The organism is Pseudomonas sp. TAE6080, from assembly GCF_018732265.1.
Taxonomy (GTDB): Bacteria; Pseudomonadota; Gammaproteobacteria; order Pseudomonadales; family Pseudomonadaceae; genus Aquipseudomonas; species Aquipseudomonas brenneri.
Genome location: NZ_JAHIDY010000014.1, coordinates 73,056 through 92,594, shown reverse-complemented (window position 1 = coordinate 92,594; position 19,539 = coordinate 73,056). Strand labels below are relative to the sequence as shown.

The 19,539-nt window shown below is 60.9% G+C and carries 23 protein-coding genes; 6 read left to right on the top strand and 17 right to left on the bottom strand.

Translation table 11 applies throughout. The annotated features are described in order from the left end of the window. Positions 1-16 precede the first annotated feature (16 nt). The 7 genes from mgtA to KL786_RS12965 all read right to left on the bottom strand — a co-directional run bounded on the left by mgtA (position 17) and on the right by KL786_RS12965 (position 7,103). The gene (mgtA, locus tag KL786_RS12995; protein ID WP_215517856.1) at positions 17-2,731 is read right to left on the bottom strand and encodes a magnesium-translocating P-type ATPase; all 2,715 of its coding nucleotides are present in this window, start codon (positions 2,729-2,731) and stop codon (positions 17-19) included. Positions 2,732-2,939: 208 nt separating this feature from the next. Next, the gene (locus KL786_RS12990) at positions 2,940-3,224 is read right to left on the bottom strand and encodes a hypothetical protein (protein WP_083204843.1); all 285 of its coding nucleotides are present in this window, start codon (positions 3,222-3,224) and stop codon (positions 2,940-2,942) included. A gap of 309 nt (positions 3,225-3,533) precedes the next feature. After that, entirely contained in the window at positions 3,534-4,145 is a 612-nt protein-coding gene (locus KL786_RS12985) for a LysE family transporter (protein ID WP_215517855.1), read from the bottom strand. A 117-nt stretch (positions 4,146-4,262) separates the two neighbouring features. Next, positions 4,263-4,949, bottom strand: coding sequence for an arsenical resistance protein ArsH (arsH, locus tag KL786_RS12980; RefSeq protein WP_215517854.1), 687 nt, complete (start codon positions 4,947-4,949; stop codon positions 4,263-4,265). 12 nt (positions 4,950-4,961) lie between these two features. Further along, entirely contained in the window at positions 4,962-5,432 is a 471-nt protein-coding gene (locus KL786_RS12975; protein WP_215517853.1) for an arsenate reductase ArsC, read from the bottom strand. A 12-nt stretch (positions 5,433-5,444) separates the two neighbouring features. Continuing rightward, positions 5,445-6,728 (bottom strand): arsenic transporter, encoded by a 1,284-nt coding sequence (locus KL786_RS12970; RefSeq protein ID WP_215517852.1) that lies wholly within the window; start codon positions 6,726-6,728, stop codon positions 5,445-5,447. Positions 6,729-6,746: 18 nt separating this feature from the next. Next, complete coding sequence (locus KL786_RS12965; RefSeq protein WP_215517851.1) at positions 6,747-7,103, bottom strand: metalloregulator ArsR/SmtB family transcription factor; 357 nt, start codon at positions 7,101-7,103, stop codon at positions 6,747-6,749. A 176-nt stretch (positions 7,104-7,279) separates the two neighbouring features. Here KL786_RS12965 and KL786_RS12960 point away from each other — a divergent pair, with 176 nt between their 5' ends. From KL786_RS12960 to KL786_RS12940, 5 genes are all read left to right on the top strand, one after another. Then, a complete protein-coding gene (locus KL786_RS12960) occupies positions 7,280-7,495 on the top strand; it encodes a hypothetical protein (protein ID WP_003212603.1) in 216 nt (71 codons plus the stop codon). A gap of 117 nt (positions 7,496-7,612) precedes the next feature. Beyond that, complete coding sequence (locus KL786_RS12955) at positions 7,613-8,308, top strand: alpha/beta hydrolase (RefSeq protein WP_215517850.1); 696 nt, start codon at positions 7,613-7,615, stop codon at positions 8,306-8,308. A 117-nt stretch (positions 8,309-8,425) separates the two neighbouring features. After that, positions 8,426-9,121 carry an AzlC family ABC transporter permease gene (locus KL786_RS12950; RefSeq protein WP_032860728.1) on the top strand — a complete coding sequence of 232 codons (696 nt, stop codon included), beginning with the start codon at positions 8,426-8,428 and terminating at the stop codon, positions 9,119-9,121. Further along, positions 9,118-9,429 (top strand): AzlD domain-containing protein, encoded by a 312-nt coding sequence (locus KL786_RS12945; RefSeq protein WP_215517849.1) that lies wholly within the window; start codon positions 9,118-9,120, stop codon positions 9,427-9,429. Before KL786_RS12950 ends, KL786_RS12945 begins: the two co-directional genes overlap by 4 nt. A 39-nt stretch (positions 9,430-9,468) precedes the next feature. Further along, positions 9,469-9,822 carry a hypothetical protein gene (locus KL786_RS12940; RefSeq protein WP_215517848.1) on the top strand — a complete coding sequence of 118 codons (354 nt, stop codon included), beginning with the start codon at positions 9,469-9,471 and terminating at the stop codon, positions 9,820-9,822. 137 nt (positions 9,823-9,959) lie between these two features. Here the strand turns inward: KL786_RS12940 and KL786_RS12935 are convergent, their stop codons facing one another. From KL786_RS12935 to KL786_RS12890, 10 genes are all read right to left on the bottom strand, one after another. Beyond that, the gene (locus tag KL786_RS12935; RefSeq protein ID WP_215517847.1) at positions 9,960-10,664 is read right to left on the bottom strand and encodes a YoaK family protein; all 705 of its coding nucleotides are present in this window, start codon (positions 10,662-10,664) and stop codon (positions 9,960-9,962) included. An 80-nt stretch (positions 10,665-10,744) separates the two neighbouring features. Continuing rightward, entirely contained in the window at positions 10,745-12,379 is a 1,635-nt protein-coding gene (locus KL786_RS12930) for an ABC-F family ATP-binding cassette domain-containing protein (protein WP_215517846.1), read from the bottom strand. A 306-nt stretch (positions 12,380-12,685) separates the two neighbouring features. Beyond that, complete coding sequence (gene modC / locus KL786_RS12925) at positions 12,686-13,765, bottom strand: molybdenum ABC transporter ATP-binding protein (protein WP_215517887.1); 1,080 nt, start codon at positions 13,763-13,765, stop codon at positions 12,686-12,688. 5 nt (positions 13,766-13,770) lie between these two features. After that, positions 13,771-14,451 (bottom strand): molybdate ABC transporter permease subunit, encoded by a 681-nt coding sequence (modB, locus tag KL786_RS12920; protein ID WP_215517845.1) that lies wholly within the window; start codon positions 14,449-14,451, stop codon positions 13,771-13,773. After that, positions 14,452-15,204, bottom strand: coding sequence for a molybdate ABC transporter substrate-binding protein (gene modA, locus KL786_RS12915; protein WP_215517844.1), 753 nt, complete (start codon positions 15,202-15,204; stop codon positions 14,452-14,454). 109 nt (positions 15,205-15,313) lie between these two features. Beyond that, a complete protein-coding gene (locus KL786_RS12910) occupies positions 15,314-16,378 on the bottom strand; it encodes an NAD(P)H-dependent flavin oxidoreductase (protein ID WP_215517843.1) in 1,065 nt (354 codons plus the stop codon). An 82-nt stretch (positions 16,379-16,460) separates the two neighbouring features. Continuing rightward, positions 16,461-17,537 carry a bifunctional DNA-binding transcriptional regulator/O6-methylguanine-DNA methyltransferase Ada gene (gene ada / locus KL786_RS12905; protein ID WP_215517842.1) on the bottom strand — a complete coding sequence of 359 codons (1,077 nt, stop codon included), beginning with the start codon at positions 17,535-17,537 and terminating at the stop codon, positions 16,461-16,463. A gap of 86 nt (positions 17,538-17,623) precedes the next feature. Beyond that, the gene (gene alkB / locus KL786_RS12900) at positions 17,624-18,292 is read right to left on the bottom strand and encodes a DNA oxidative demethylase AlkB (protein WP_215517841.1); all 669 of its coding nucleotides are present in this window, start codon (positions 18,290-18,292) and stop codon (positions 17,624-17,626) included. A gap of 32 nt (positions 18,293-18,324) precedes the next feature. Further along, complete coding sequence (locus KL786_RS12895; RefSeq protein ID WP_090293131.1) at positions 18,325-18,492, bottom strand: hypothetical protein; 168 nt, start codon at positions 18,490-18,492, stop codon at positions 18,325-18,327. Positions 18,493-18,521: 29 nt separating this feature from the next. Further along, the gene (locus tag KL786_RS12890) at positions 18,522-18,824 is read right to left on the bottom strand and encodes a DUF1883 domain-containing protein (RefSeq protein ID WP_003173824.1); all 303 of its coding nucleotides are present in this window, start codon (positions 18,822-18,824) and stop codon (positions 18,522-18,524) included. Positions 18,825-19,036: 212 nt separating this feature from the next. Here KL786_RS12890 and KL786_RS12885 point away from each other — a divergent pair, with 212 nt between their 5' ends. Beyond that, a complete protein-coding gene (locus KL786_RS12885; RefSeq protein WP_029294633.1) occupies positions 19,037-19,387 on the top strand; it encodes a hypothetical protein in 351 nt (116 codons plus the stop codon). The last annotated feature ends 152 nt before the right edge of the window (positions 19,388-19,539 follow it).

The window sequence follows — 19,539 nt, the reverse complement described above, 5'->3', positions numbered from 1 at the left end:
GCCCGCGCCTGGTCGGTCAGTACCACTGCTTGAAGCGGCGGATGTAGAGGGTTTTCATCAGTTGCGCGACGCAGCAGTAGGCAAGCAGGGTGCCGACCAGCCAAGGGAAGTAGGCCCAAGGCAACGGTTGCAGGCCCACCAGCGTGCCCAGGGGCGAGAAGGGCACATAGATCCCCAGCGCGATGACGATGCCGGTCATCATCAGCACCGGCCAGGCGGCAGTGCTCTGGAAGAACGGGATCTTGCGGGTACGCAGCATGTGTACCACCAGGGTCTGCGAGAGCAGCCCTTCGACGAACCAGCCGGACTGGAACAGGGTCTGCATCTCTACGCTGTTGGCCGAAAACACGTACCACATCAGGGCAAAGGTGGTGATGTCGAAGATCGACGAAGTCGGCCCGATCCAGATCATGAAGCGCCCGATGTTCTGCGCGTCCCACTTGCGCGGCTTGGCCAGGTATTCCTTGTCCATCTTGTCCCATGGCAGGGCCAGTTGGGAGATGTCATACATCAGGTTTTGCAGCAGCAGGTGGATCGCCAGCATCGGCATGAAAGGAATGAACGCACTGGCCACCAGCACCGAGAACACGTTGCCGAAGTTGGAGCTGGCCGTCATGTTCAGGTACTTCATGATATTGCCGAAGGTCTCACGGCCTTTGAGCACACCTTCTTCGAGGACCATCAGACTCTTTTCCAGGAGGATGATGTCTGCCGATTCCTTGGCAATGTCAGTGGCGCTGTCTACCGAAATACCCACGTCGGCATCGCGCAGGGCGGGTGCATCATTGATGCCGTCGCCGAGGAAACCCACGGTGTGACCATTGGACTGCAAGGCCTTGAGCACCCGGGACTTCTGCAGCGGGGTCAGTTTGGCGAACACCGTGCGTTGTTCGACCTGGTGCTTGAGGGTGGCATCGTCCATCGCTTCGATATCCACGCCCAGCAGTGGCTCACCGGGCTCCAGGCCGACCTGGCGGCAGATGGTGCGGGTGACCACGGCGTTATCGCCGGTCAGCACTTTGATCGCGACACCGATCTCTTGCAGGGCGGCAATCGCCGGGCCGGCGGTTTCCTTCGGTGGATCGAGGAAGGTCAGGAAGCCGTGGATCACCAGGTTGCGTTCATCGGTGGGAGTGTATTGCTGACGCGCCAAGGCCTTGGGAATGTTGCGGGTGGCCACCACCAGCACGCGGAAACCGTCTTCATTGAACTCGTTGGCAGTGTTGAGCAACGCCTGGCGGCGCTGCTCATCCAGGGCCACGGCGCTATCGCCTTCCATCACATGGGTGGCGATTTCGAGCATTTCTTCCACGGCGCCCTTGCACACCAACAGGTGATCGCCGTGGTTGTCCTTGACCACAATCGACAGGCGTCGGCGTACAAAGTCGAAGGGCAATTCATCGACCTTGCTGTAGGCAAACGGTACCTGGAACTTGGGGTTGTGCTGGGAGAACGCCAGCACCGCCTGATCCATCAGGTTCTTCATGCCGCTTTGGTGATGGCTGTTGAGCCAGGCCAGGGACAGCACCTGGTCATCCCGCTGGCCGAAGGCGTTGACGTGGTGCTCCAGGATGATTTTGTCCTGGGTCAGGGTGCCGGTCTTGTCGGTGCACAGCACGTCCATCGAGCCGAAGTTCTGGATCGCATTGAGGCGCTTGACCACCACTTTGCGCTTGGCCATGGCGTTCGCGCCCTTTGCCAGGTTGGCGCTGACGATCATCGGCAGCATTTCCGGGGTCAGGCCCACGGCCACCGCCAGGGCAAACAGGAAGGCATCGCCCCAATCGCCCTTGGAGAAGCCATTGAGGAAGAACACGATGGGCACCATCACCAGCATGAAGCGAATCAACAACCAACTGACGCTGTTCACCCCGCGGTCGAAGGCGGTTTGCACCCGGGAGCCGACGATGGCCTTGGCCAGCGAGCCGAAATAAGTGCGCGGCCCGGTCGCCACCACCACCGCCAGGGCGCGGCCGCTGACCACGTTGGTGCCCATGAAGCAGATGTTGGGCAGGTCCAGCAGGTTGCTCTGGTCTGCCGCCTGAACCGTGGCGGATTTTTGCGTGACATCGCCCAGGGTGTCGTACTTTTCTACCGGCAAGGCTTCACCGGTCAGCACCGCCTGGCTGATAAACAGGTCGCGGGACTCGATCAGGCGGATATCGGCCGGGATCATGTCGCCGGCCGACAACTGCACGATATCGCCGGCCACCAGTTCGCGCATCGGCACTTCGCGCAGGGTCGGCTTGGCGCCGACCTGCTCGCGGCGTAGCACCGTTGCGGTGGTGCGCACCATGGCCTTGAGTGCTTCGGCGGATTTGGCCGAGCGGTGTTCCTGCCAGAAGCGCAGCAGGCTGCTCAGGGCGACCATGGTCATGATGATGATGACTTTGGTCAGGTCCACTTCCTCACCGGCGCGCAGCGGCAACCAGTAGTCAGTGACAAAACTGATCGCCGCCAGGGTCAGCAAGACGTAGATGAAGGGATTGTTCAGGGCCTGGAGGAACTGCACGAAGGCATGTGGCGGCTTATCGTGGGCCACCTCGTTATAGCCTTCGCGTTGCAGGCGGGCGCTGGCATCCAGTTCGCTCAGGCCGTCCTTGGTCGCCCGGACGTTGGCCAGGGTCGCCGCCAGGCCGTTTTGCGCTTCGCGGGCAGCACGCATCGACAGTTTGGTGTCGGCAGCGGTGCTGTTTTTGTTTGGCAGTTGCGTGGTTTTTACGGCGCTCATTGTGAGTACTCCTGTCGACCTACTTGTGGCTGACCTGACAGACAGGCGCGCGCAAGTAGGCCGAGTCGCAATTTATGCGATCGAATTGAATAACTTTAAATAGGCGAGTTAATTAACGGGCGCGCAGAAAACTACGGCTGGCTTAGTTCGCAAGGAACGCCAGTTAATTAATTAACCAATAATCAGGAAGTTGCTGTTTTCAGTCAGCTTATGCCGCGCGAGCGTTGAGCATCAGGCGCGCTTGGGCAAGCAGGCTGAAAACGCTCCGTCTCTGCGGATCTTGAGGGTCGGCGTGGTCCCAGTGCTGGACCAGATGGCCGGTGGTGGGGCACAGGCGCCAGTGAGCCTGGAGGTGCACCGGGTTGATACGCGGGGAGGGGGAGGCAAAGGCCGTGCGTGCGGGGGTAACACCCAGGGAGCCACGGCACAGCTTGGCACGCAGGACCGAGGCCAGCGTGCGTACATCAGGTAGAACAAGGGTCTGGAAATTCATAACACACCTCGGGACCGGACTGGCGCCGGCTCAAGGCAGTTACGTTGGAGCATCAAGCTCTAGCGCAGCTTACCCGGCCTTGAAGGCGAGTCCCGTCATTACTCTGGGTTTGGCGTCCGGCCCCCGCATTCGCGGGTGAAGGACAGCGACTAGATACTGTGTCCATTGGCTTCTTTTGTGAGGTTGAAAAAAGGCCCGAGTTGCAGGCACGGGCAATCTACTCAGGCAGGCACTGGATGTCAATATATAATGAGCCTGTTTGTTGTATGTTCAGAGTTTATTCAGGTTGGCAGTGTTGGATATATAAGTTCATAGACTGTATGCCGCCAGTAACGCGAGATAAATCAACACTAAGCCACAGGCACCATGACTGATGCGTTGCCAAGTTGCCGAGGCGTTCTTGCGCAAGATATTGACCAACGCCGCAATCAAAAAGCACGACAGGATTGAAGCCAGCATGAAGCCGGCGAAGAACATCAATGTCTGGCCGTGACTCGGGGTGGCGCCAACGATGCCTGACAGGGCACTGCCCAGGGCGCCCCAGTAGACGATGTTCTTCGGGTTGGCCAATGAAATGGTAGCCCCCACCACCAGCGCATTGCGCCCGCTGCTGGCCGGGACGCTGTCGGGTTGTGGCAGGCGCCAGGCATCCAGCAGGCTGCGCAGGCCGAGCCAGGCCAGGTACAACGCGCAAAGGGCCGTCAGGGGCACGCGCACCGCTTCGTGCTGGATCAGCAGGGCCATGCCGGTCAGGCCGATCACCGCCCAGGTCGCGTCACCCACCAGCGAGCCTACCTGCACCAGCAACGCAGGGGTGAACCCATGCAGCAGGCCACGGCGTAGCGTCTCTGCCAGCACGGCACCAGGAGACAGGCAAAACACAAAGCCGAACACCAGCGCGGAAAAAAAGATCGTCAACATCACACCCCCAAAATTAACCGGTAATTCATGTAGGAGCCGGCAAGCCGGCTCCTACAGGTCAGTCTGATGCGGGCTCAGTGGCGGCGGTTGCTGCAAAGCATACGCGTTCAGCGGCGTTCAAATCGACCGTTGATTGACCCGTTCAGAGAGCTCCTGTGCATTCTCCTTGCGCTCGGAATAGCGCTGCACCAGGTCCGGACGCTCACGCACCAGCAGGGTGAACTTGATCAGTTCCTCCATGACATCCACGACCCGATCATAAAGAGCGGAAGGCTTCATCCGGTCTTGTTCATCGAACTCCATGAAAGCCTTGGGCACGGATGACTGGTTGGGGATGGTCAGCATCCGCATCCAACGCCCCAGTACGCGCAGCTGGTTGACGGTGTTGAATGACTGCGACCCGCCGCAGACTTGCATCACCGCCAGTGTCTTACCCTGGGTTGGGCGGATGGCGCCCAGTGCCAGGGGGACCCAGTCGATTTGCGCCTTGAACACTGCCGACATGGAACCGTGACGTTCCGGCGAGCACCACACCTGGCCTTCGGACCACTGCATAAGGGCCAATAGCTCCTGGACTTTTGGATGGTCATCCGGGGCGTCGTCGGGCATTGGCAGGCCCGACGGGTTGAAGATCCGCGTGTCGGCACCCAGATGCTGAAGCACGCGTGCGGCTTCTTCCACCAGCAATCGGCTGAAAGAGCGCGCGCGATTGGAACCATACAGCAGGAGAATCCGTGGTCGTTGTTCGGCATCCAAGTGCAGTGGCGTGAACAGTGTGAGGTCGAGGTTGGGCAGGGTGGTCATGACATTCTCCGTTTACAACAGGCCGATGCGATCAAGTTCAGCCTTGACCTGTGCCGCGTCGAGGCGGCTGAACGGGAGGGCGAACAGCGCCCGGCAGCGGGCTTCGATGATCTTTAGAGTGGCCTGGAAAGCGGCATCCATGTGCGCTTCATCGCCGCTTTTGTCCGATGGGTCTTCAAGCCCCCAGTGCGCCTTGATCGCCGGGCCGAAGTACACCGGGCAGGCTTCGGCGGCGGCTTTGTCGCACACGCTGATCACAATGTCTGGCGGGCTGCTTTCAAACGCGTCATTGCCTTTGCTGTACAAACCTTCGGTGCGGATGCCGGCAGTTTGTAATGTGCTCAAGGTGCGGGGTAGCACCTGGCCCTTGGGAACGCTGCCGGAACTGACGGCGTGGAACCCTTGTGGGGCCAGGTGGTTGAACAGGGCTTCGCTGAGGATGCTGCGGCAGCTGTTGGCGGTGCAGATGAACAGGACTTTCATGACAACTCTCCGTTAAAGGCTCAGGCGCAGGGCCAGCGCGGCCAGGGTGATCAATAGCACCGGCAGGGTCAGGACGATGCCGACCTTGAAGTAATAGCCCCAGGTGATACGAATGCCTTTACGCGCCAGAATGTGCAGCCAGAGCAGTGTCGCCAGGCTGCCGATAGGGGTGATTTTCGGGCCCAGGTCGCTGCCGATCACATTGGCGTAGATCATCGCGTCCTTGACCACGCCCACGGCATGGCTGGCTTCGATGGACAGTGCACCGATCAGCACGGTCGGCAGGTTGTTCATCACCGAAGACAGCAGCGCCGTCAGCAACCCGGTGCCCAGCGCCGCGCCCCACACGCCGTATTCGGCGAAGGTGTTGAGCCAGGTGGCCAGGTAAGTGGTCAGGCCGGCGTTGCGCAGGCCATACACCACCAGGTACATCCCCAAGGAGAAAATCACGATCTGCCAGGGAGCTTCCTTGAGCACCTTGCGCGTGGAAATCCGGTGGCCCTTGGCGGCGATGACCAGCAGTAGCAGGGCACAAGCGGCCGAGATAGCACTGATGGGAATGCCCAGCGGCTCCAGGGCAAAGCAGCCGATCAGCAAGATGCCCAGCACCCACCAGGCGGCGTGGAAGGTCGCGGGGTCATGAATCACACTGGAGGGGTCGGGCAGGTCGGCGGGGTCATAGCTTTGTGGGATATCACGTCGGAAGAACCACAGCAGCACCGCCAGGGTCGCGGCGACGCTGACCAGGTTGACCGGCACCATGATCGCCGCGTACTCGTTGAAGCCGATGTTGAAGTAGTCCGCCGAGACAATGTTCACCAGGTTGGACACCACCAGCGGCAGGCTGGCGGTGTCGGCGATAAAGCCTGCGCCCATCACGAACGCCAGGGTCGCCGCAGGGGAGAAGCGCAACGCCAAGAGCATCGACATGACAATTGGCGTCAGGATCAGGGCCGCCCCGTCATTGGCGAACAGGGCCGAGACCAGTGCCCCCAGCAACACCATATAGGCAAACAGGCGGCGGCCACGACCACGCCCCCAGCGCGCAACGTGCAACGCGGCCCAGGCGAAAAAACCAGCCTCGTCGAGGATCAGGCTGATGATGATCAATGCGACAAAGGTACCGGTGGCGTTCCAGATGATCTGCCACACCACCGGGATGTCTGCCAGGCTGATAACCCCGCAGGCCAGGGCGAGGATTGCACCGATGGAGGCGCTCCAGCCCACGCCCAGGCCTTTGGGTTGCCAGATGACCAGCACAATGGTGACTAGAAAAATCGCGGCAGCGATCAGCATGAGGCTCTTCTCCAGGAGTCAGCAGCAGGTGCTGGCTCGTTGTGGTCGGTCGCCCATTGCATCCAGGCGCTGCGCGTCGTTTTGCAGCCAGGGTTGATTGGCGTGCAAGGTGGTCTCCAGCACCGTACTCACCCATTGCGGCAATTGCGGGTTGAGACGGTAGTAGATCCACTGGCCCTGGCGGCGGTCTATCAGCAGCCCGCAATTGCGCAGTTGTGCCAAATGCCGTGAAATTTTCGGCTGGCTGTCATCCAGGGCATGGATCAGTTCGCAGACGCACAGTTCGCCTTCGCGCAGGATCAACAAGGCCAGCCTGGTGCGAGTCGCATCGGCCAGGCATTTGAATACATCGGGAGGAGAGAAAAGATCAGTCATGATTGTCGTGGCTCTATATATGCTTATTCGAATATACGGATATACATATGTATTAGGCAAGCCCAGATCCTGTTGATCTGGATCAACGCCTTGGGCATTGCTGCCAAGTGCTTGAAATTAAACTGAAACACAACTGTCCTAAAGTGCCCGCCATTGGTGATTAAGGAAGTAACGGTGTGACCCGTGCGACTCGCAACCTGCGCAAGACCCTCGACTCTGTCGCGGACAACAACGAAACCGCGGCCTTCGACTTGATGCGTGCCGTCGAAAAACTCAGCGATGAAGTGCTGCGTCAGCGCCTGCTCAACACCATCCACCGCCTTAACCAGGATGCCCACGAACTACGTGAAGCCCGGGATGCGGTAGAGCGGGTGTCGGTCAAACTCGCCTGATAGCGGCGCGTGACCGTCCGGCGACTGGGGGGTGACGATTGCGTCGGCTGCGTCGACACTGGGCAGGGTCACGGTTGTCCGTGAGACCCTCATGCTCAATCCACAGGAAGTCATCGAATGAGTGAAAAACCGGCAATTGTCCTGGTACACGGCTTTTGGGGCGGCGCAGCGCATTGGAGCCGAGTGATCGTCGAGCTGCAGAAAAAGGGCTATCGCGACGTGCATGCGGTGGAAATCCCCCTGACCTCACTGGCCGAAGACGCCGAACGTACGCGCAAGATGGTGGCTCAGATCAAGGGGCCGGTGCTGTTGGTCGGGCATTCCTATGGGGGGGCGGTCATCTCCCAGGCGGGCAACGAGCCCAACGTCCAGGGCCTGGTGTTCATTGCCGCCTTTGCTCCGGATGCGGGCGAAAGCCCGGGCGCAATCACCCAGGCGCATTTGCCCAAGGCTGCCGCCAACCTGGTCCCGGACAGCGATGGCTACCTGTGGGTCAAGCCCGAGTTGTTCCATGAAAGTTTCTGCCAGGACTTGTCGCAATCAGAGGGCGATGTGCTGGGCATCACGCAGAAGGCACCGCTGGCCAGTACCTTCGGCGATGAAGTCAGCAACCCGGCCTGGAAGAACAAACCGTCGTGGTATCAGGTGTCCACCCAGGACCACATGATTCACCCCGATAACCAGGTGCGCATGGCCGCGCGCATCAAGCCCCGGGAGACTCTCACCCTGGACGCCAGTCACGCCTCGCTGGCCTCCAGGCCAGTTGAAGTGGCGGCATTTATTGACAAGGCGGCGACGGCCCTGCAGCAGTAAAACCGGTGGGCAACATTCCTTCCCCGAGCAGGAGTGTTGCCCACTGCAAGATCGTTCAAGACAATCCTGGTGAGCGCTGCCATGCTTGTCGACTGTCTGTCGATGAGCCTGTTGTCCATGCCTACTGCCTTGCCGCATTACGCTTTCGCCCGTGGCGCGATTGCGATCATTCCTCTGTCGTTGGCCTGTGCCCCGTGGGGCCTGCTGGCCGGTTCCCTGGCGATTGACGCCCAGTTCACCCCGCTGGAAAGCCAGGGCCTGTCGGCCATTGTGTTTGCCGGTGCCGCGCAGTTGGTGGCGATTGGTATGGTCAAGAGTGGTGCCAGCCTGATCGCCATCTTGCTCACCACCTTGCTGCTGACCTCCCAGCACTTGCTGTATGGCATGCATATGCGCGCAACCCTGTCGCCCTTGCCGGCGCGGTGGCGCATGAGCCTGGGCTTTTTACTGACCGACGAGTTCTTCGCCCTGGTCAGCCAGTACGACCGCCAGACCTTCAACCGCTGGTATGCATTGGGTGTGGGCCTGACGTTCTACGTGGCCTGGAACCTGTTTACCCTGGCCGGTATCGTGCTCGGCAAAAGCATCCCCAACCTGGATCAACTGGGCCTGGAGTTCTCCATCGCCGCGACCTTTATCGCCTTGATCACCCCGGTAGTGCGCGATGTGCCGACGGTGGTGTGCGTGGCGGTGGCCTTGCTGTTCTCGGTGCTGCTCAGCTACTGGCACTGGGAGTCGGCGGTGGTGGTGTCGGGGTTGCTGGGGATGAGTGCAGGGTATGCCTGCAAACGCTTGGGAGTGGGGCAGCGATGATTTTTGTGATGATTATCGGTATGGGCCTGGCGGTGTTTTTCAATCGTTACCTGTTTTTGGAACCGCGTTTGCCAGTGCGCCTGAATCGCGGCGCGCGGGAGTTTCTCGGGTTCGCGGTGCCGGGTATGTTGACGGCGATTTGTGGGCCGATCATCTTCCTGGCCGAGCACAAGCTCAACCTGAGCCCCACCAATCCCTACCTGCTGGCCGGTATCTGTGCGGTGGCCCTGATGTTCTGGACCCGCAGCGTATTGATCACGGTGTTGTTGAGCATGGCGCTGTTCTATCTGTTTCGCTGGTTGTTGTAGGCAGTGGTACAGTCGCGTTTTTTTCAAGGAAGTGATGGCATGCGGAAGGTGGTGATAGGTGCGTTGGTCCTGGCGGCGTTGGCCGGTTGCGCAGGTTCGAAGATGAAAGACGCACGCTCTGGCGCGCCCTATAAAACCCTGGCTTCCGACAAGGCCGCGTTGGTTGTCGCCCAGTGCATTCAGTTCGGCTGGCAGGACGAGGCGGTGTTCGGCGTCGATGCCGGCGGCTTCATGGAGCCGGCGCAAGGCGGTGGCCATACGGTCTACACCACGGGCGGTAACTACTTTGTCGATGTACAGAGTGCTGGCGCCAGCACCACGGTCCGTTACTACGCCGCCGAGGACAATTGGGCCACCAAGCGTCGCCTGGCAGCCTTGGCGACCTGCCTGTAAGTTGTTTCCTTAGATTTCTTCAGAAATACCCGGCGGACACATCGCCGGCTTTGCCTTAAAATGCCTGCGCTTGCCCGACATAATGGCTCTTTACCAGTACATGGACGTCGAGGCCTTAATGTCGGGCAAGCACCTTTTCAGCGTGGCATATACCCCAAGTGCCAGCGCCTGGGAATCTTCAGCGACGCCAGGCCCAGCAGCGCCGACAGCAGGCCGCTGACCAGCAGTGCCTTGATCCCCATCTGATGCTCCAGCAAGGCGCCGATTACCGCGCCGACAAACATCCCGGCCCAGGGAATCAACTGGACACGCCAGCCATTGCGGCGCTCCCCCAGCATCCAGCGCCCCAGCCCGCGACCGAAACGCGACAACGCGCCGGTCACATAAGTCAGCCCCACGGGCAGGCCATTGACCTGTTCCACGGCCGCGTTGAGCATGCCCATGGCAATGATTGCGGCGAGCACGGCCGGCAACTGCTCGGCCATCGGCCACGCCGCCGCCCCACACAACAGGGTGGCAATACACAGCAACAGCGGCAACGCGTGGCGCTTGCTGAGACGGCTGATGATCACGCCCAGCGCGTTCCCCAGAATAAACGTCGCCACCAGCAGCGTCAGGCGACCGGTCAGCCCCAAGTCGCCTTCACTGATTGCCACTGCCAGCCGGGTGGTGTTGCCGCTCATGAACGAGACAAAGTCGCCACTGGCCATAAAGCCGATGGCGTCGGTCATACCGGCCAGCACCGAAAGGCTGGCCACCAGTGCCAGCCCGATGCGGCCGCGCCATTTGTGCTGGTGTTGCAGGGCGGTATTGACCATGGGTTTAGGGGAGGAGGGCAGCACGGCGAGAGGTTCCTCAATGAGATTATCCGGCCACTACCGTAGGACGCTTTCCTGCGGACTGCAATGACCTGGCATATCCTTCAACTCACCTCCAACCGCCATCCAGCGGCTGCCCAGGTCAGGACGTGAGTTGGCTTGAGCGCCTTGAGAAACGCCGCATCATGGGAGACCGCAATCAGCGCGCCGGCAAATCCTTGCAAAGCCTGTTCGAAAGCCAGGACCGACTCCAGGTCCAGGTGGTTGGTGGGTTCGTCCAGCAGTAACAGTTGCGCTGGGATATTGCGCCATAAGGCAACCGCCATGGCGGCCTTCAAGCGTTCACCGCCGCTGAGCTGGCCGATGGGTTGAGTCACGCGCAAGGCGTCCAGGTGCAACAGGGCCAGGCGGGTGCGCAGTTCGGCTTCGGCCAGTGGTGTGTCCATCAGCCTCAGTTGTTCGAGGATTGATTGGCGGTCGTCGAGTAGGCTCAACTGCTGGTCGAGATAGGCACAGGGCACGTGAACCGTGCATTCGCCGCTGATGGGTTGCCATTGGCCGGCCAACAGCTTGAGCAAGGTGGATTTGCCGCAGCCGTTCGGCCCGTTGACGGCGACCCGAACTGGCCCGCACAGGCTAGCGTTGATCAAGGTACTCGGCGCGTGGGGATCGAGCCAGGGCAACTGGGTGTCGACCAGGGTTGCGACCTGGCGGCCCGCCGGCAGTGGCATGCCGGGCAAGGCGAGGAAGGTCGGCGTTTCGTCGATCACTCGTTCATGGGCCGAGCGCACACGCTCGTTCAAGGCCTGTTTGTGCTGCACATGGGCGCTGCGTACGTGGCTGACGATTTCGTTGGCGGCGCCTTTCCACCTGGATTTGGTGAAGGCATCGACATTGGCGGTCTCGGCATGTTTACGGGCGCTGGCAGCGTGGCGCTGGAAGCTGTCGAGGTCCTTTTTCAGGCGCTGGTGCTCGCGACGTCGATCCAGCCGGGCGTGCTCCAGGGCCGCCTGGGCGGCGTGCTGTTCGGCATCACGCTGCGCACGATAGTCGTCGTAGTTGCCGCCATACAGCCGGGCACCAAGGGGTGACAATTCGATGATCCGCCCCAGGGTGTTGAGCAGGTGTCGGTCATGGCTGACCACGACCAGGGCGCCGCGCCAGGCGCCGAGGGTCGCCAGCAGCCAGTCGCGGCCGGTGCTGTCGAGGTGGTTGGTGGGTTCGTCAAGAATCAGCAACTGTGGCGCATACAGCAGGGCGCCAATCAGGGCGACCCTGGCCAGTTGGCCGCCACTGAGTTGCTCGGCGGGCTGATGGAAGTCGATCTCGGGCAAGCCGGCACCGTCCAGGGCCTGGCGCAGGCGTTCAGCCAGGTCCCAGCGATCATCGATCAGTTCCAGGTCTTCAGCCAGCGCTTGCCCTTTGGCCAGGCGCTCAAGAGCCGCCAGGATTGGCGCGCAACCGCTGACCTGGGCCACGGTCTGCCCTGGCAACAGCGCTATGGTTTGTGGGACATAGGCGATACGGGCCGAGGATTTGATAACGCCGCTGGAAGGAAGAAGTACGCCGGCCAGTAGGCGCGCCAACACACTCTTGCCCATGCCATTGCGGCCGACAATTCCGGTCGGGGTGTGATCGATAGACAGGTTGAGGTCTTCCAACAGCGTCTCGCCATTGGCGAACTGGAAACCCACGTGATGCAAGGAAACAAGTACAGGCAGCCGGTTGACGTCAGTCATCAGCACCTCCAGAACAATGTGGCACAAGCCAACAAGCGCGCCGGGCGGCTCGTTGCGTTTACATGTTGGAAGGCTTAGTGGTTCACGTCGGCGGTCGTCCTGCGATAGGGAAGGACCGCTAGCCTAGCGCAGTTGCGTCATATTTCCTACGCCTGTGGCAAGGCCACCGGTAGGAGCGAGCTTGCTCGCGAAGGGCGTGAACGATAACGCGTGTATGCAGGGTAAACGCGGCGCTCTGAAGTTTTTCGCGAGTAAGCTCGCTCCTACAGTTGTTCAAGAAACATCGCCAGCCCCACCTCTTCCCGTTCAAGCCAATACCGCGACCGCCTTGATCTGTGCCCACAGCACCTGGCCGGGATGCACCTGCAATTGGTCGCGCGAGTAACGGGTGATCCGCGCCAGCAATGGTGTCCCTGCTGCGTCGAGCCGCACCAGTACATGCGCACTGTTATCGGCAGGGATTTCCTGGGTCACGGTCACGGGCAGGCAGTTGAGGATACTGCTGTGCTCCCCGGGTTGCAGGCTGAGGCTCACATCCCGTGCCCGGACCTTGAACCGCAGGTGTTTGCCCAGGTCGAGCGGGGCATGGGCTACGCGCATTTGCAGCGGGCTGTCGGGCAGTTGCAGGGTCAGCAGTTGATAGTGGGCGTCATGGCCACTGACCGTGCCATTGACCACCACGCCAGCATCGTCGCCCAGGGCCAGCGGCAGGTCGAGCCGCGCCAGGGTTTCGCCAATCGGGCCGCTGGCCAGAGCCTTGCCCTCGCTGAGCAGGACAATGTGATCGGCCAGGCGTGCCACTTCATCCTGGGCATGGCTGACATACAGCACCGGGATTTCCAGTTGATCGTGCAGGCGTTCCAGGTACGGCAGGATTTCGCCTTTGCGTTGGCTGTCGAGTGCGGCCAGGGGCTCGTCCATCAACAGTAGTTGCGGGCTGGTGAGCAGGGCGCGGGCGATGCCGACGCGTTGACGCTCGCCGCCGGACAAATGCTGTGGATGGCGCTCCAGCAAGTGGCCGATGCCCAGCAGCTGCGTGGCTTGGGCCAGGTCGACGCGGCGCTGGGCCTTGGGGATACGCTTGAGGCCGAACTCCAGGTTGGCCAGCACCGACAGGTGGGGAAACAGGCTGGCCTCTTGAAACACATAGCCGAGGGCGCGTTTGTGCGGTGGTACAAACACGCCGTTGCGGCTGTCTTGCCAGACGTGATCGTTGATTTGCACAAAGCCGTCGCTGGCTCGCTCCAGCCCGGCAATACAGCGCAGGCAGGTGGTCTTGCCCGAGCCGGAATGCCCGTAGAGCGCGGTCACGCCACGCCCCGGCAATTGTAGGTCGACGTCCAGGGCAAACCCGGAATAATTCAGTTGCAGGCGTACCTCAATCATCGACATCAGCTCCAGCCTGCCTTGGTTTTACGGCTGGAGTAGAGCGCCAGCAACACCAGGAAAGAAAACACCACCATGGCTGCGGCGAGCCAGTGGGCTTGTGCATATTCCATGGCTTCGACGTGATCGTAGATCTGCACCGAGACCACGCGGGTTTTGTCGGGGATATTGCCGCCGATCATCAGTACCACGCCGAACTCGCCCACGGTATGGGCAAAACCGAGGATCGACGCGGTGATAAAACCGGGACGGGCCAGGGGCAGGATCACCGTGAAAAACGTGTCCCAAGGATTGGCCCGCAACGTGGCAGCGACTTCCAGGGGGCGGTTGCCGATGGCCGAGAACGCGTTCTGCAACGGTTGCACCACAAACGGCATGGAATAGATCACCGAGCCAATCACCAGGCCGGCGAAGCTGAAGGTCAAGGTGCCCAGGCCCAGCCATTGGGTGAACTGCCCGAGGTAGCCATGGGGGCCCATGGTCAGCAGCAGGTAGAAGCCAATCACAGTGGGTGGCAGCACCAGCGGCAGGGCGACGATCGCGCCGATGGGGCCGCGCCACCATGAGCGGGTGCGCGACAGCCACAGGGCAATCGGAGTGCCGATGACCAGCAAGATCACGGTGGTCAGCGACGCCAGTTTCAGGGTCAGCCAAATGGCGGAGAAGTCGGCACTCGATAGCGGCATTTACAATTGATAACCGTAGGATTTTATAACCGCGGCAGCTTTTGGCCCCTTGAGGTAGTCAACCAGTGCCTTGGCGGCCGGGTTGTCCTTGCCTTTGTTGAGAATCACCGCGTCCTGTTTGATCGGGTCATGCATCTGGCCGGGAACGATCCACGCCGAGCCGCTGCTGACTTTGCCGTCTTTATAGATCTGCGACAAGGCGACAAAACCCAACTCGGCATTGCCGGTGGACACAAATTGATAGGCCTGGGTGATGTTCTGGCCTTCGACGAGTTTGCTCTTGACCTGTTCGGTCAGGCCCAGCTTGGCCAGCACCTGGGTGGCGGCGAGTCCGTAGGGTGCAGCCTTAGGGTTGGCGATCGACAGGTGCTGGTAGTCATTTTTCTTCAGCACAGCGCCCTTGGCATCCACATAACCTTCCTTGGCCGACCACAGTGCCAGGGTGCCCACGGCGTAAGTGAAGCGCGAGCCCTTGACGGTGTCGCCTTCGCTTTCGAGCTTTTGCGGGGTGGTGTCGTCGGCGCTGAGGAACACTTCAAACGGCGCGCCGTTCTTGATCTGGGCATAGAACTGCCCGGTGGCCCCGTAGGCGGCGACCAGTTTGTGCCCGGTGTCTTTTTCAAAGTCGACGGCGATGGCCTGGATCGGTGCGGTGAAGTTGGCGGCAACCGCCACTTGCACTTCGTCGGCATGGGCCGAGCCGAGGGTGAACAGGGCGATCAGGGTGGCCAAGCGTGAGGCGCGAATCATCATGAAGCAGCTCCTGGGGGGCCGACGTGGCGGCTTGTTATAGTTAATCGCTATGTACGGGAATATATAGCGGTTCGCCATCGTCGGTACAGTGCAAAGTTGTCTCAGGGGCTTAGCCCTTGTTGAGTTGCACCAGGGCTTGCCGGGCCAGGTCCAGGGTCAGTTCGCGGGTTGTCAGGTCTTGCCCCAGGCGCAGTGCCTGGCCGGCCCACAGGCTGCTGAAGCCTGCCTCGTCCAGGGCGCGCAATGGCATCAAGGCACCGCCAGCCAGTGGGAACGCTGGGGCGGTGGGATGGATCGGCCCCAGTTCGCGCATCACCCGGTTGATAATTCCTCGCGCCGGGCGCCCGGTAAACAGATTGGTCAGTGCCGTATCGCTGGCCTGGGCGCTGTGCAACGCCTGGCGGTGGGCGGGCGTGATGGTGGCTTCGGGCGTGAACAGGTACGCCGTGCCGATCTGCACCGCCGAGGCCCCGAGGGCGAATGCAGCGACGATCCCCCGCGCATCGCCAATCCCACCGGCGGCGATCACCGGCACGCTGACGGCATCGACGATTTGCGGCACCAGGGCCATTGTTCCGATCTGGCTGGCAAGGCGGTCGCTGAGAAACATCCCGCGATGCCCCCCGGCCTCGTAACCCATGGCGATAATTGCGTCACAGCCATGCTGTTCCAGCCAGATGGCCTCTTCGACGGTGGTGGCGGACGACACTACTTTCGCCCCGGTGGCCTTGACCCGGTCCAGCAGGGCTTTTTCTGGCAGGCCGAAGTGAAAACTGACCACTTCGGGGCGGAACTCTTCCACCACCTCGCAGCTGGCATTGTCGAAGGGGGCGCGGTTGGAGACCGGGGTGGGCGCTGCAAAGTCGGCACCCAACTCACGGTAGTAAGGCTCCAGCAGGTTCTTCCACTGGCGGTCGCGCTCGGGGTTGGGGGCTGGCGGCTGATGGCAGAAGAAGTTGACGTTCAACGGGCGGTCGCTGGCCTGGCGAATGGTGATCAGGGCCTGGCGCAGTTGTTCGATATTCAACGTGGCCGCTGGCATCGAGCCCAAGGCGCCGGCCGCACTGGCGGCGATCACCATCTGCGGGCTGGTGCTGCCGGCCATGGGGGCCTGGATGATCGGCAGTTCAATGCCCAGCAGGTCAATAATCCGGGTGTCTGGCCAGGTGCTCATGGATCGCTTCTCCAGGGTGGAATGCTCAGGAAGGACTGCCCGGCATTTTTAACAGGGGCGGCCAGGACAAGGCCAGTTTGTATTATTCACTGGACGCAGGTGGCTGTTCATGCGGGGTGCGACGTTCGCGCTGGAGCAACTGCTGCTTGCGTTCCACGCCCCAACGGTAGCCCGAAAGATGGCCATCGCTGCGCACCACGCGGTGACAGGGAATCGCCACGGCCAGGCTATTGGCGCCGCAGGCCTGGGCCACGGCGCGAAAGGCGCTGGGTGCGCCGATACGCTTGGCGATGTCGGCATAGCTGGCGGTGCTGCCCACCGGAATTTCCCGCAGTGCTTGCCAGACTCGCTCCTGGAAAGCGGTGCCGCGCAGATCCAGGGGCAGGTGCAGGCCCAGGGCTGGCGCTTCGATAAACCCCACCACCTGGGCGATCAACTGTTCAAATCCAGGGTCGGCACCGATCACATTGCCCTGTGGGAATTGGTCTTGCAGGTCGCGCACCAGTTGGTCCGGGTCGTCGCCCAGGAGGATCGCGCAGACCCCGCGATTGCTCTGCGCCACCAGTATCGCGCCCAGGGAGCACTCGCCGACGGCAAAGTGGATATCGTTATGGGTGCCACCAGCCTTGTAGTCGCTGGGTTTCATGCCGAGTAACTGGTTGGCTGATTCATAGAAGCGGCTGTTTGAGTTGAAGCCTGCGTCGTACAGCGCATCGGTCACCGACTGATTGTCTTGCAGATGGGCCCGCACCTTGCGTGAGCGATGGGCGTGGGCGTAGCCCCTTGGCGTCAGCCCGGTCAGAGTCTTGAACACCCGGTGAAAGTGGAACGGGCTCAAGCCGGCGCCGTTGGCCAGGTCCTCCAGGGAGGGCAGGGTCTGGGCCTGCTCGATGTGACGGCAGGCGGCGGCGACCAAGTGTGCATGGCGTTGTGCAACCTGGGTTTGATCGGCCGAGGTGCGTTTGTTGGGGCGGTACCCGGCCGCTTCGGCTTGCTGTGGCGTGTCGAAGAATTCGACATTTTTGCGCAGCGGTTGGCGTGCGCTGCTGCTGGGCCGGCAGTACACACCGGTGGTCTTGACCCCATAGACGAAGGCCTGGTCGGCCGCGGGGTCGCGGGCGACAATGGCCGCCCAGCGCAGGTCATCTTCAGTGCTCATGGCAGTAGCTCGGCAAGGGATCAGTGGCCAGGATAATCGCTACGGTGCGGCCGGACACTCCGTTGCTTGCGGTTGAATTCACCGGGTCAGCCAGCCGCGCGAAACGTCAGGTTGATCCGTTGTGGCCCCATGCGCGGGTGCACGCCTTCCTTGATTGGCAGCACGCCATGAAAGCGCAGGCGATCGACGCCGCCCCATACCGCCACGTCGCCATGGAACAGTGAGATCTTGCGCGGTTTGTCACTGCGCTGATGACCGCCGAACAAAAACACCGCCGGCAACCCCAGGGACACCGAGACCACGGGCGCACTGAAGTCGCGCTCGTTCTTGTCCTGGTGCAGCGACATCCTGGCGCCGGGTACATAGCGGTTGATCAGGCAGGCGTCAGGCGCAAAGCCATCAAACCCTGCGGCGGCGGCAGCCGTTATCGCCAACTCGCGCAGCCCATCCGGCAACTTGGGCCAGGGCAGTTGGCGCACGGGGTCGATGGGGCTGTAGCGATAGCCCAGGCGGCTGGTGGTCCAGCCCAGTTCACCGCAACTGCTCAGGGCTGCCGACATGGTAAACCCGCCGGGGGTGACCATGTGCCGGAACGGTGACTGGGTCAGGACTGCGCGCAACTCCGGCAACAAACGCTCAAGCCAGGGCAGGGCATAGCCTCTGAAAACGTAGGATTGTTCGCCGATTTGTTCGCGACCGGCCGGTTGTTGCAGGGCATCGTCGTTGAACAGATCGGCGGTGGAATGAGTGTCCATCTTGCAGAATCACTCCGTCGTCGGTAATGGTTTTACAGGGCCTTGCTCACGGTAATTTCAGTGATTTCATCACTGGCATCGTGAATTTTCGCCAAGGCCTCTTGGGCCTCTTCGACGCTGGCCGCGTGCAACTGGGCAAATTCGAAACGGCGTTCACCGTTGAGTTTGTACTTGATGACGTATTTGGTGGTTTGAGTCACGGTCATTCCTGTGGCTTGGGGCAGCGCAATCAGCTCAGTTTGGTGCTGGTGCGGCGGACAATGCGGATTTTATGGGACAAGGCCGGCTTACGGGTAACGCTGATGGCACGGCGCGTCACCACATCCAGGGTGATGTTCCAGAACCCGGTGCTGGGCGCGGTGATCTTGGCCGGGAACTTGTCGAATGCGCCACCGTGATAAGTGTGGCGACCACCATTTTTGAAGCTGCGAAAATTCGCATCGCTCATCAGGCGGATATTGCAGGTCTGCGAGCATTCAATGACGACAATGTCCCCTTCGTTCAAGTGTTCGCGCTGGTGGATGAATTTCATGGGGGTGTCTCCAGAAGGGCTTTTTCTGAAAAATCAGAACGATACGTAGGTTAAGATGGAGTTTATCAGCCCCAGCACGTTTATTATCGGGTCGTCGTCGACGTCTTCGACAATTTAAAACAGTTATTTACCGATATATCAGGGATAAATCCTACGTGGGCGGGAGAAAAATACCATCTCCGCTGTCGTAGGGTCTTTATCGGAGGTTTTGTATGAAGTGGAGTGTATTGGTTCTGGCCCTGGCAATAGGTGGATGTGCTTCGGTTTCAGACATCAAGCAGACACCGCCAACCCTGGCGGTTATCTCCGGGAAAAAACCGCAGGAATACGCGGCATGTGTGGTGCAGAAGCTGTCTTCGACCCGGCGTCCGTCGCAGATCGAGCCTCACAAGGAAGGTGTGCGCGTGATTGTGCCGCAGAAGTTTTCTGCTGACCCATCCGCCATTTTTGAAATTGAAGACCGCTCCAGCGGTAGCAGCATCAAGCTCTACGAGAGCATGTCCAATGTGCCGATTCGTCCGGGTGACGTGAAGAAAGCTGCGGAAGACTGCATTTCCGGCTGAGCCCACGACGCCGCTCATACGCGATCAGCTCCGATCAATAAGCCTGGCATTGCGGTTGTAGTGCCGGGCTTTTTATTGTCTGAGATTTCTTACGCGGCGGTTGTGACTGTCAGCTCATTACCCTACCATTTGTAGGCTTATGCATTGTAGGT

Excerpts from the sequence above, each read along its gene's own strand:
- mgtA (WP_215517856.1), bottom strand. The coding sequence starts at position 2,731 with ATGAGCGCCGTAAAAACCACGCAACTGCCAAACAAAAACAGCACCGCT.
- KL786_RS12990 (WP_083204843.1), bottom strand. The coding sequence starts at position 3,224 with ATGAATTTCCAGACCCTTGTTCTACCTGATGTACGCACGCTGGCCTCG.
- KL786_RS12985 (WP_215517855.1), bottom strand. The coding sequence starts at position 4,145 with ATGTTGACGATCTTTTTTTCCGCGCTGGTGTTCGGCTTTGTGTTTTGC.
- arsH (WP_215517854.1), bottom strand. The coding sequence starts at position 4,949 with ATGACCACCCTGCCCAACCTCGACCTCACACTGTTCACGCCACTGCAC.
- KL786_RS12975 (WP_215517853.1), bottom strand. The coding sequence starts at position 5,432 with ATGAAAGTCCTGTTCATCTGCACCGCCAACAGCTGCCGCAGCATCCTC.
- KL786_RS12970 (WP_215517852.1), bottom strand. The coding sequence starts at position 6,728 with ATGCTGATCGCTGCCGCGATTTTTCTAGTCACCATTGTGCTGGTCATC.
- KL786_RS12965 (WP_215517851.1), bottom strand. The coding sequence starts at position 7,103 with ATGACTGATCTTTTCTCTCCTCCCGATGTATTCAAATGCCTGGCCGAT.
- KL786_RS12955 (WP_215517850.1), top strand. The coding sequence starts at position 7,613 with ATGAGTGAAAAACCGGCAATTGTCCTGGTACACGGCTTTTGGGGCGGC.
- KL786_RS12950 (WP_032860728.1), top strand. The coding sequence starts at position 8,426 with ATGCCTACTGCCTTGCCGCATTACGCTTTCGCCCGTGGCGCGATTGCG.
- KL786_RS12945 (WP_215517849.1), top strand. The coding sequence starts at position 9,118 with ATGATTTTTGTGATGATTATCGGTATGGGCCTGGCGGTGTTTTTCAAT.
- KL786_RS12940 (WP_215517848.1), top strand. The coding sequence starts at position 9,469 with ATGCGGAAGGTGGTGATAGGTGCGTTGGTCCTGGCGGCGTTGGCCGGT.
- KL786_RS12930 (WP_215517846.1), bottom strand. The coding sequence starts at position 12,379 with ATGACTGACGTCAACCGGCTGCCTGTACTTGTTTCCTTGCATCACGTG.
- modC (WP_215517887.1), bottom strand. The coding sequence starts at position 13,765 with ATGATTGAGGTACGCCTGCAACTGAATTATTCCGGGTTTGCCCTGGAC.
- modB (WP_215517845.1), bottom strand. The coding sequence starts at position 14,451 with ATGCCGCTATCGAGTGCCGACTTCTCCGCCATTTGGCTGACCCTGAAA.
- modA (WP_215517844.1), bottom strand. The coding sequence starts at position 15,204 with ATGATGATTCGCGCCTCACGCTTGGCCACCCTGATCGCCCTGTTCACC.
- KL786_RS12910 (WP_215517843.1), bottom strand. The coding sequence starts at position 16,378 with ATGAGCACCTGGCCAGACACCCGGATTATTGACCTGCTGGGCATTGAA.
- ada (WP_215517842.1), bottom strand. The coding sequence starts at position 17,537 with ATGAGCACTGAAGATGACCTGCGCTGGGCGGCCATTGTCGCCCGCGAC.
- alkB (WP_215517841.1), bottom strand. The coding sequence starts at position 18,292 with ATGGACACTCATTCCACCGCCGATCTGTTCAACGACGATGCCCTGCAA.
- KL786_RS12890 (WP_003173824.1), bottom strand. The coding sequence starts at position 18,824 with ATGAAATTCATCCACCAGCGCGAACACTTGAACGAAGGGGACATTGTC.
- KL786_RS12885 (WP_029294633.1), top strand. The coding sequence starts at position 19,037 with ATGAAGTGGAGTGTATTGGTTCTGGCCCTGGCAATAGGTGGATGTGCT.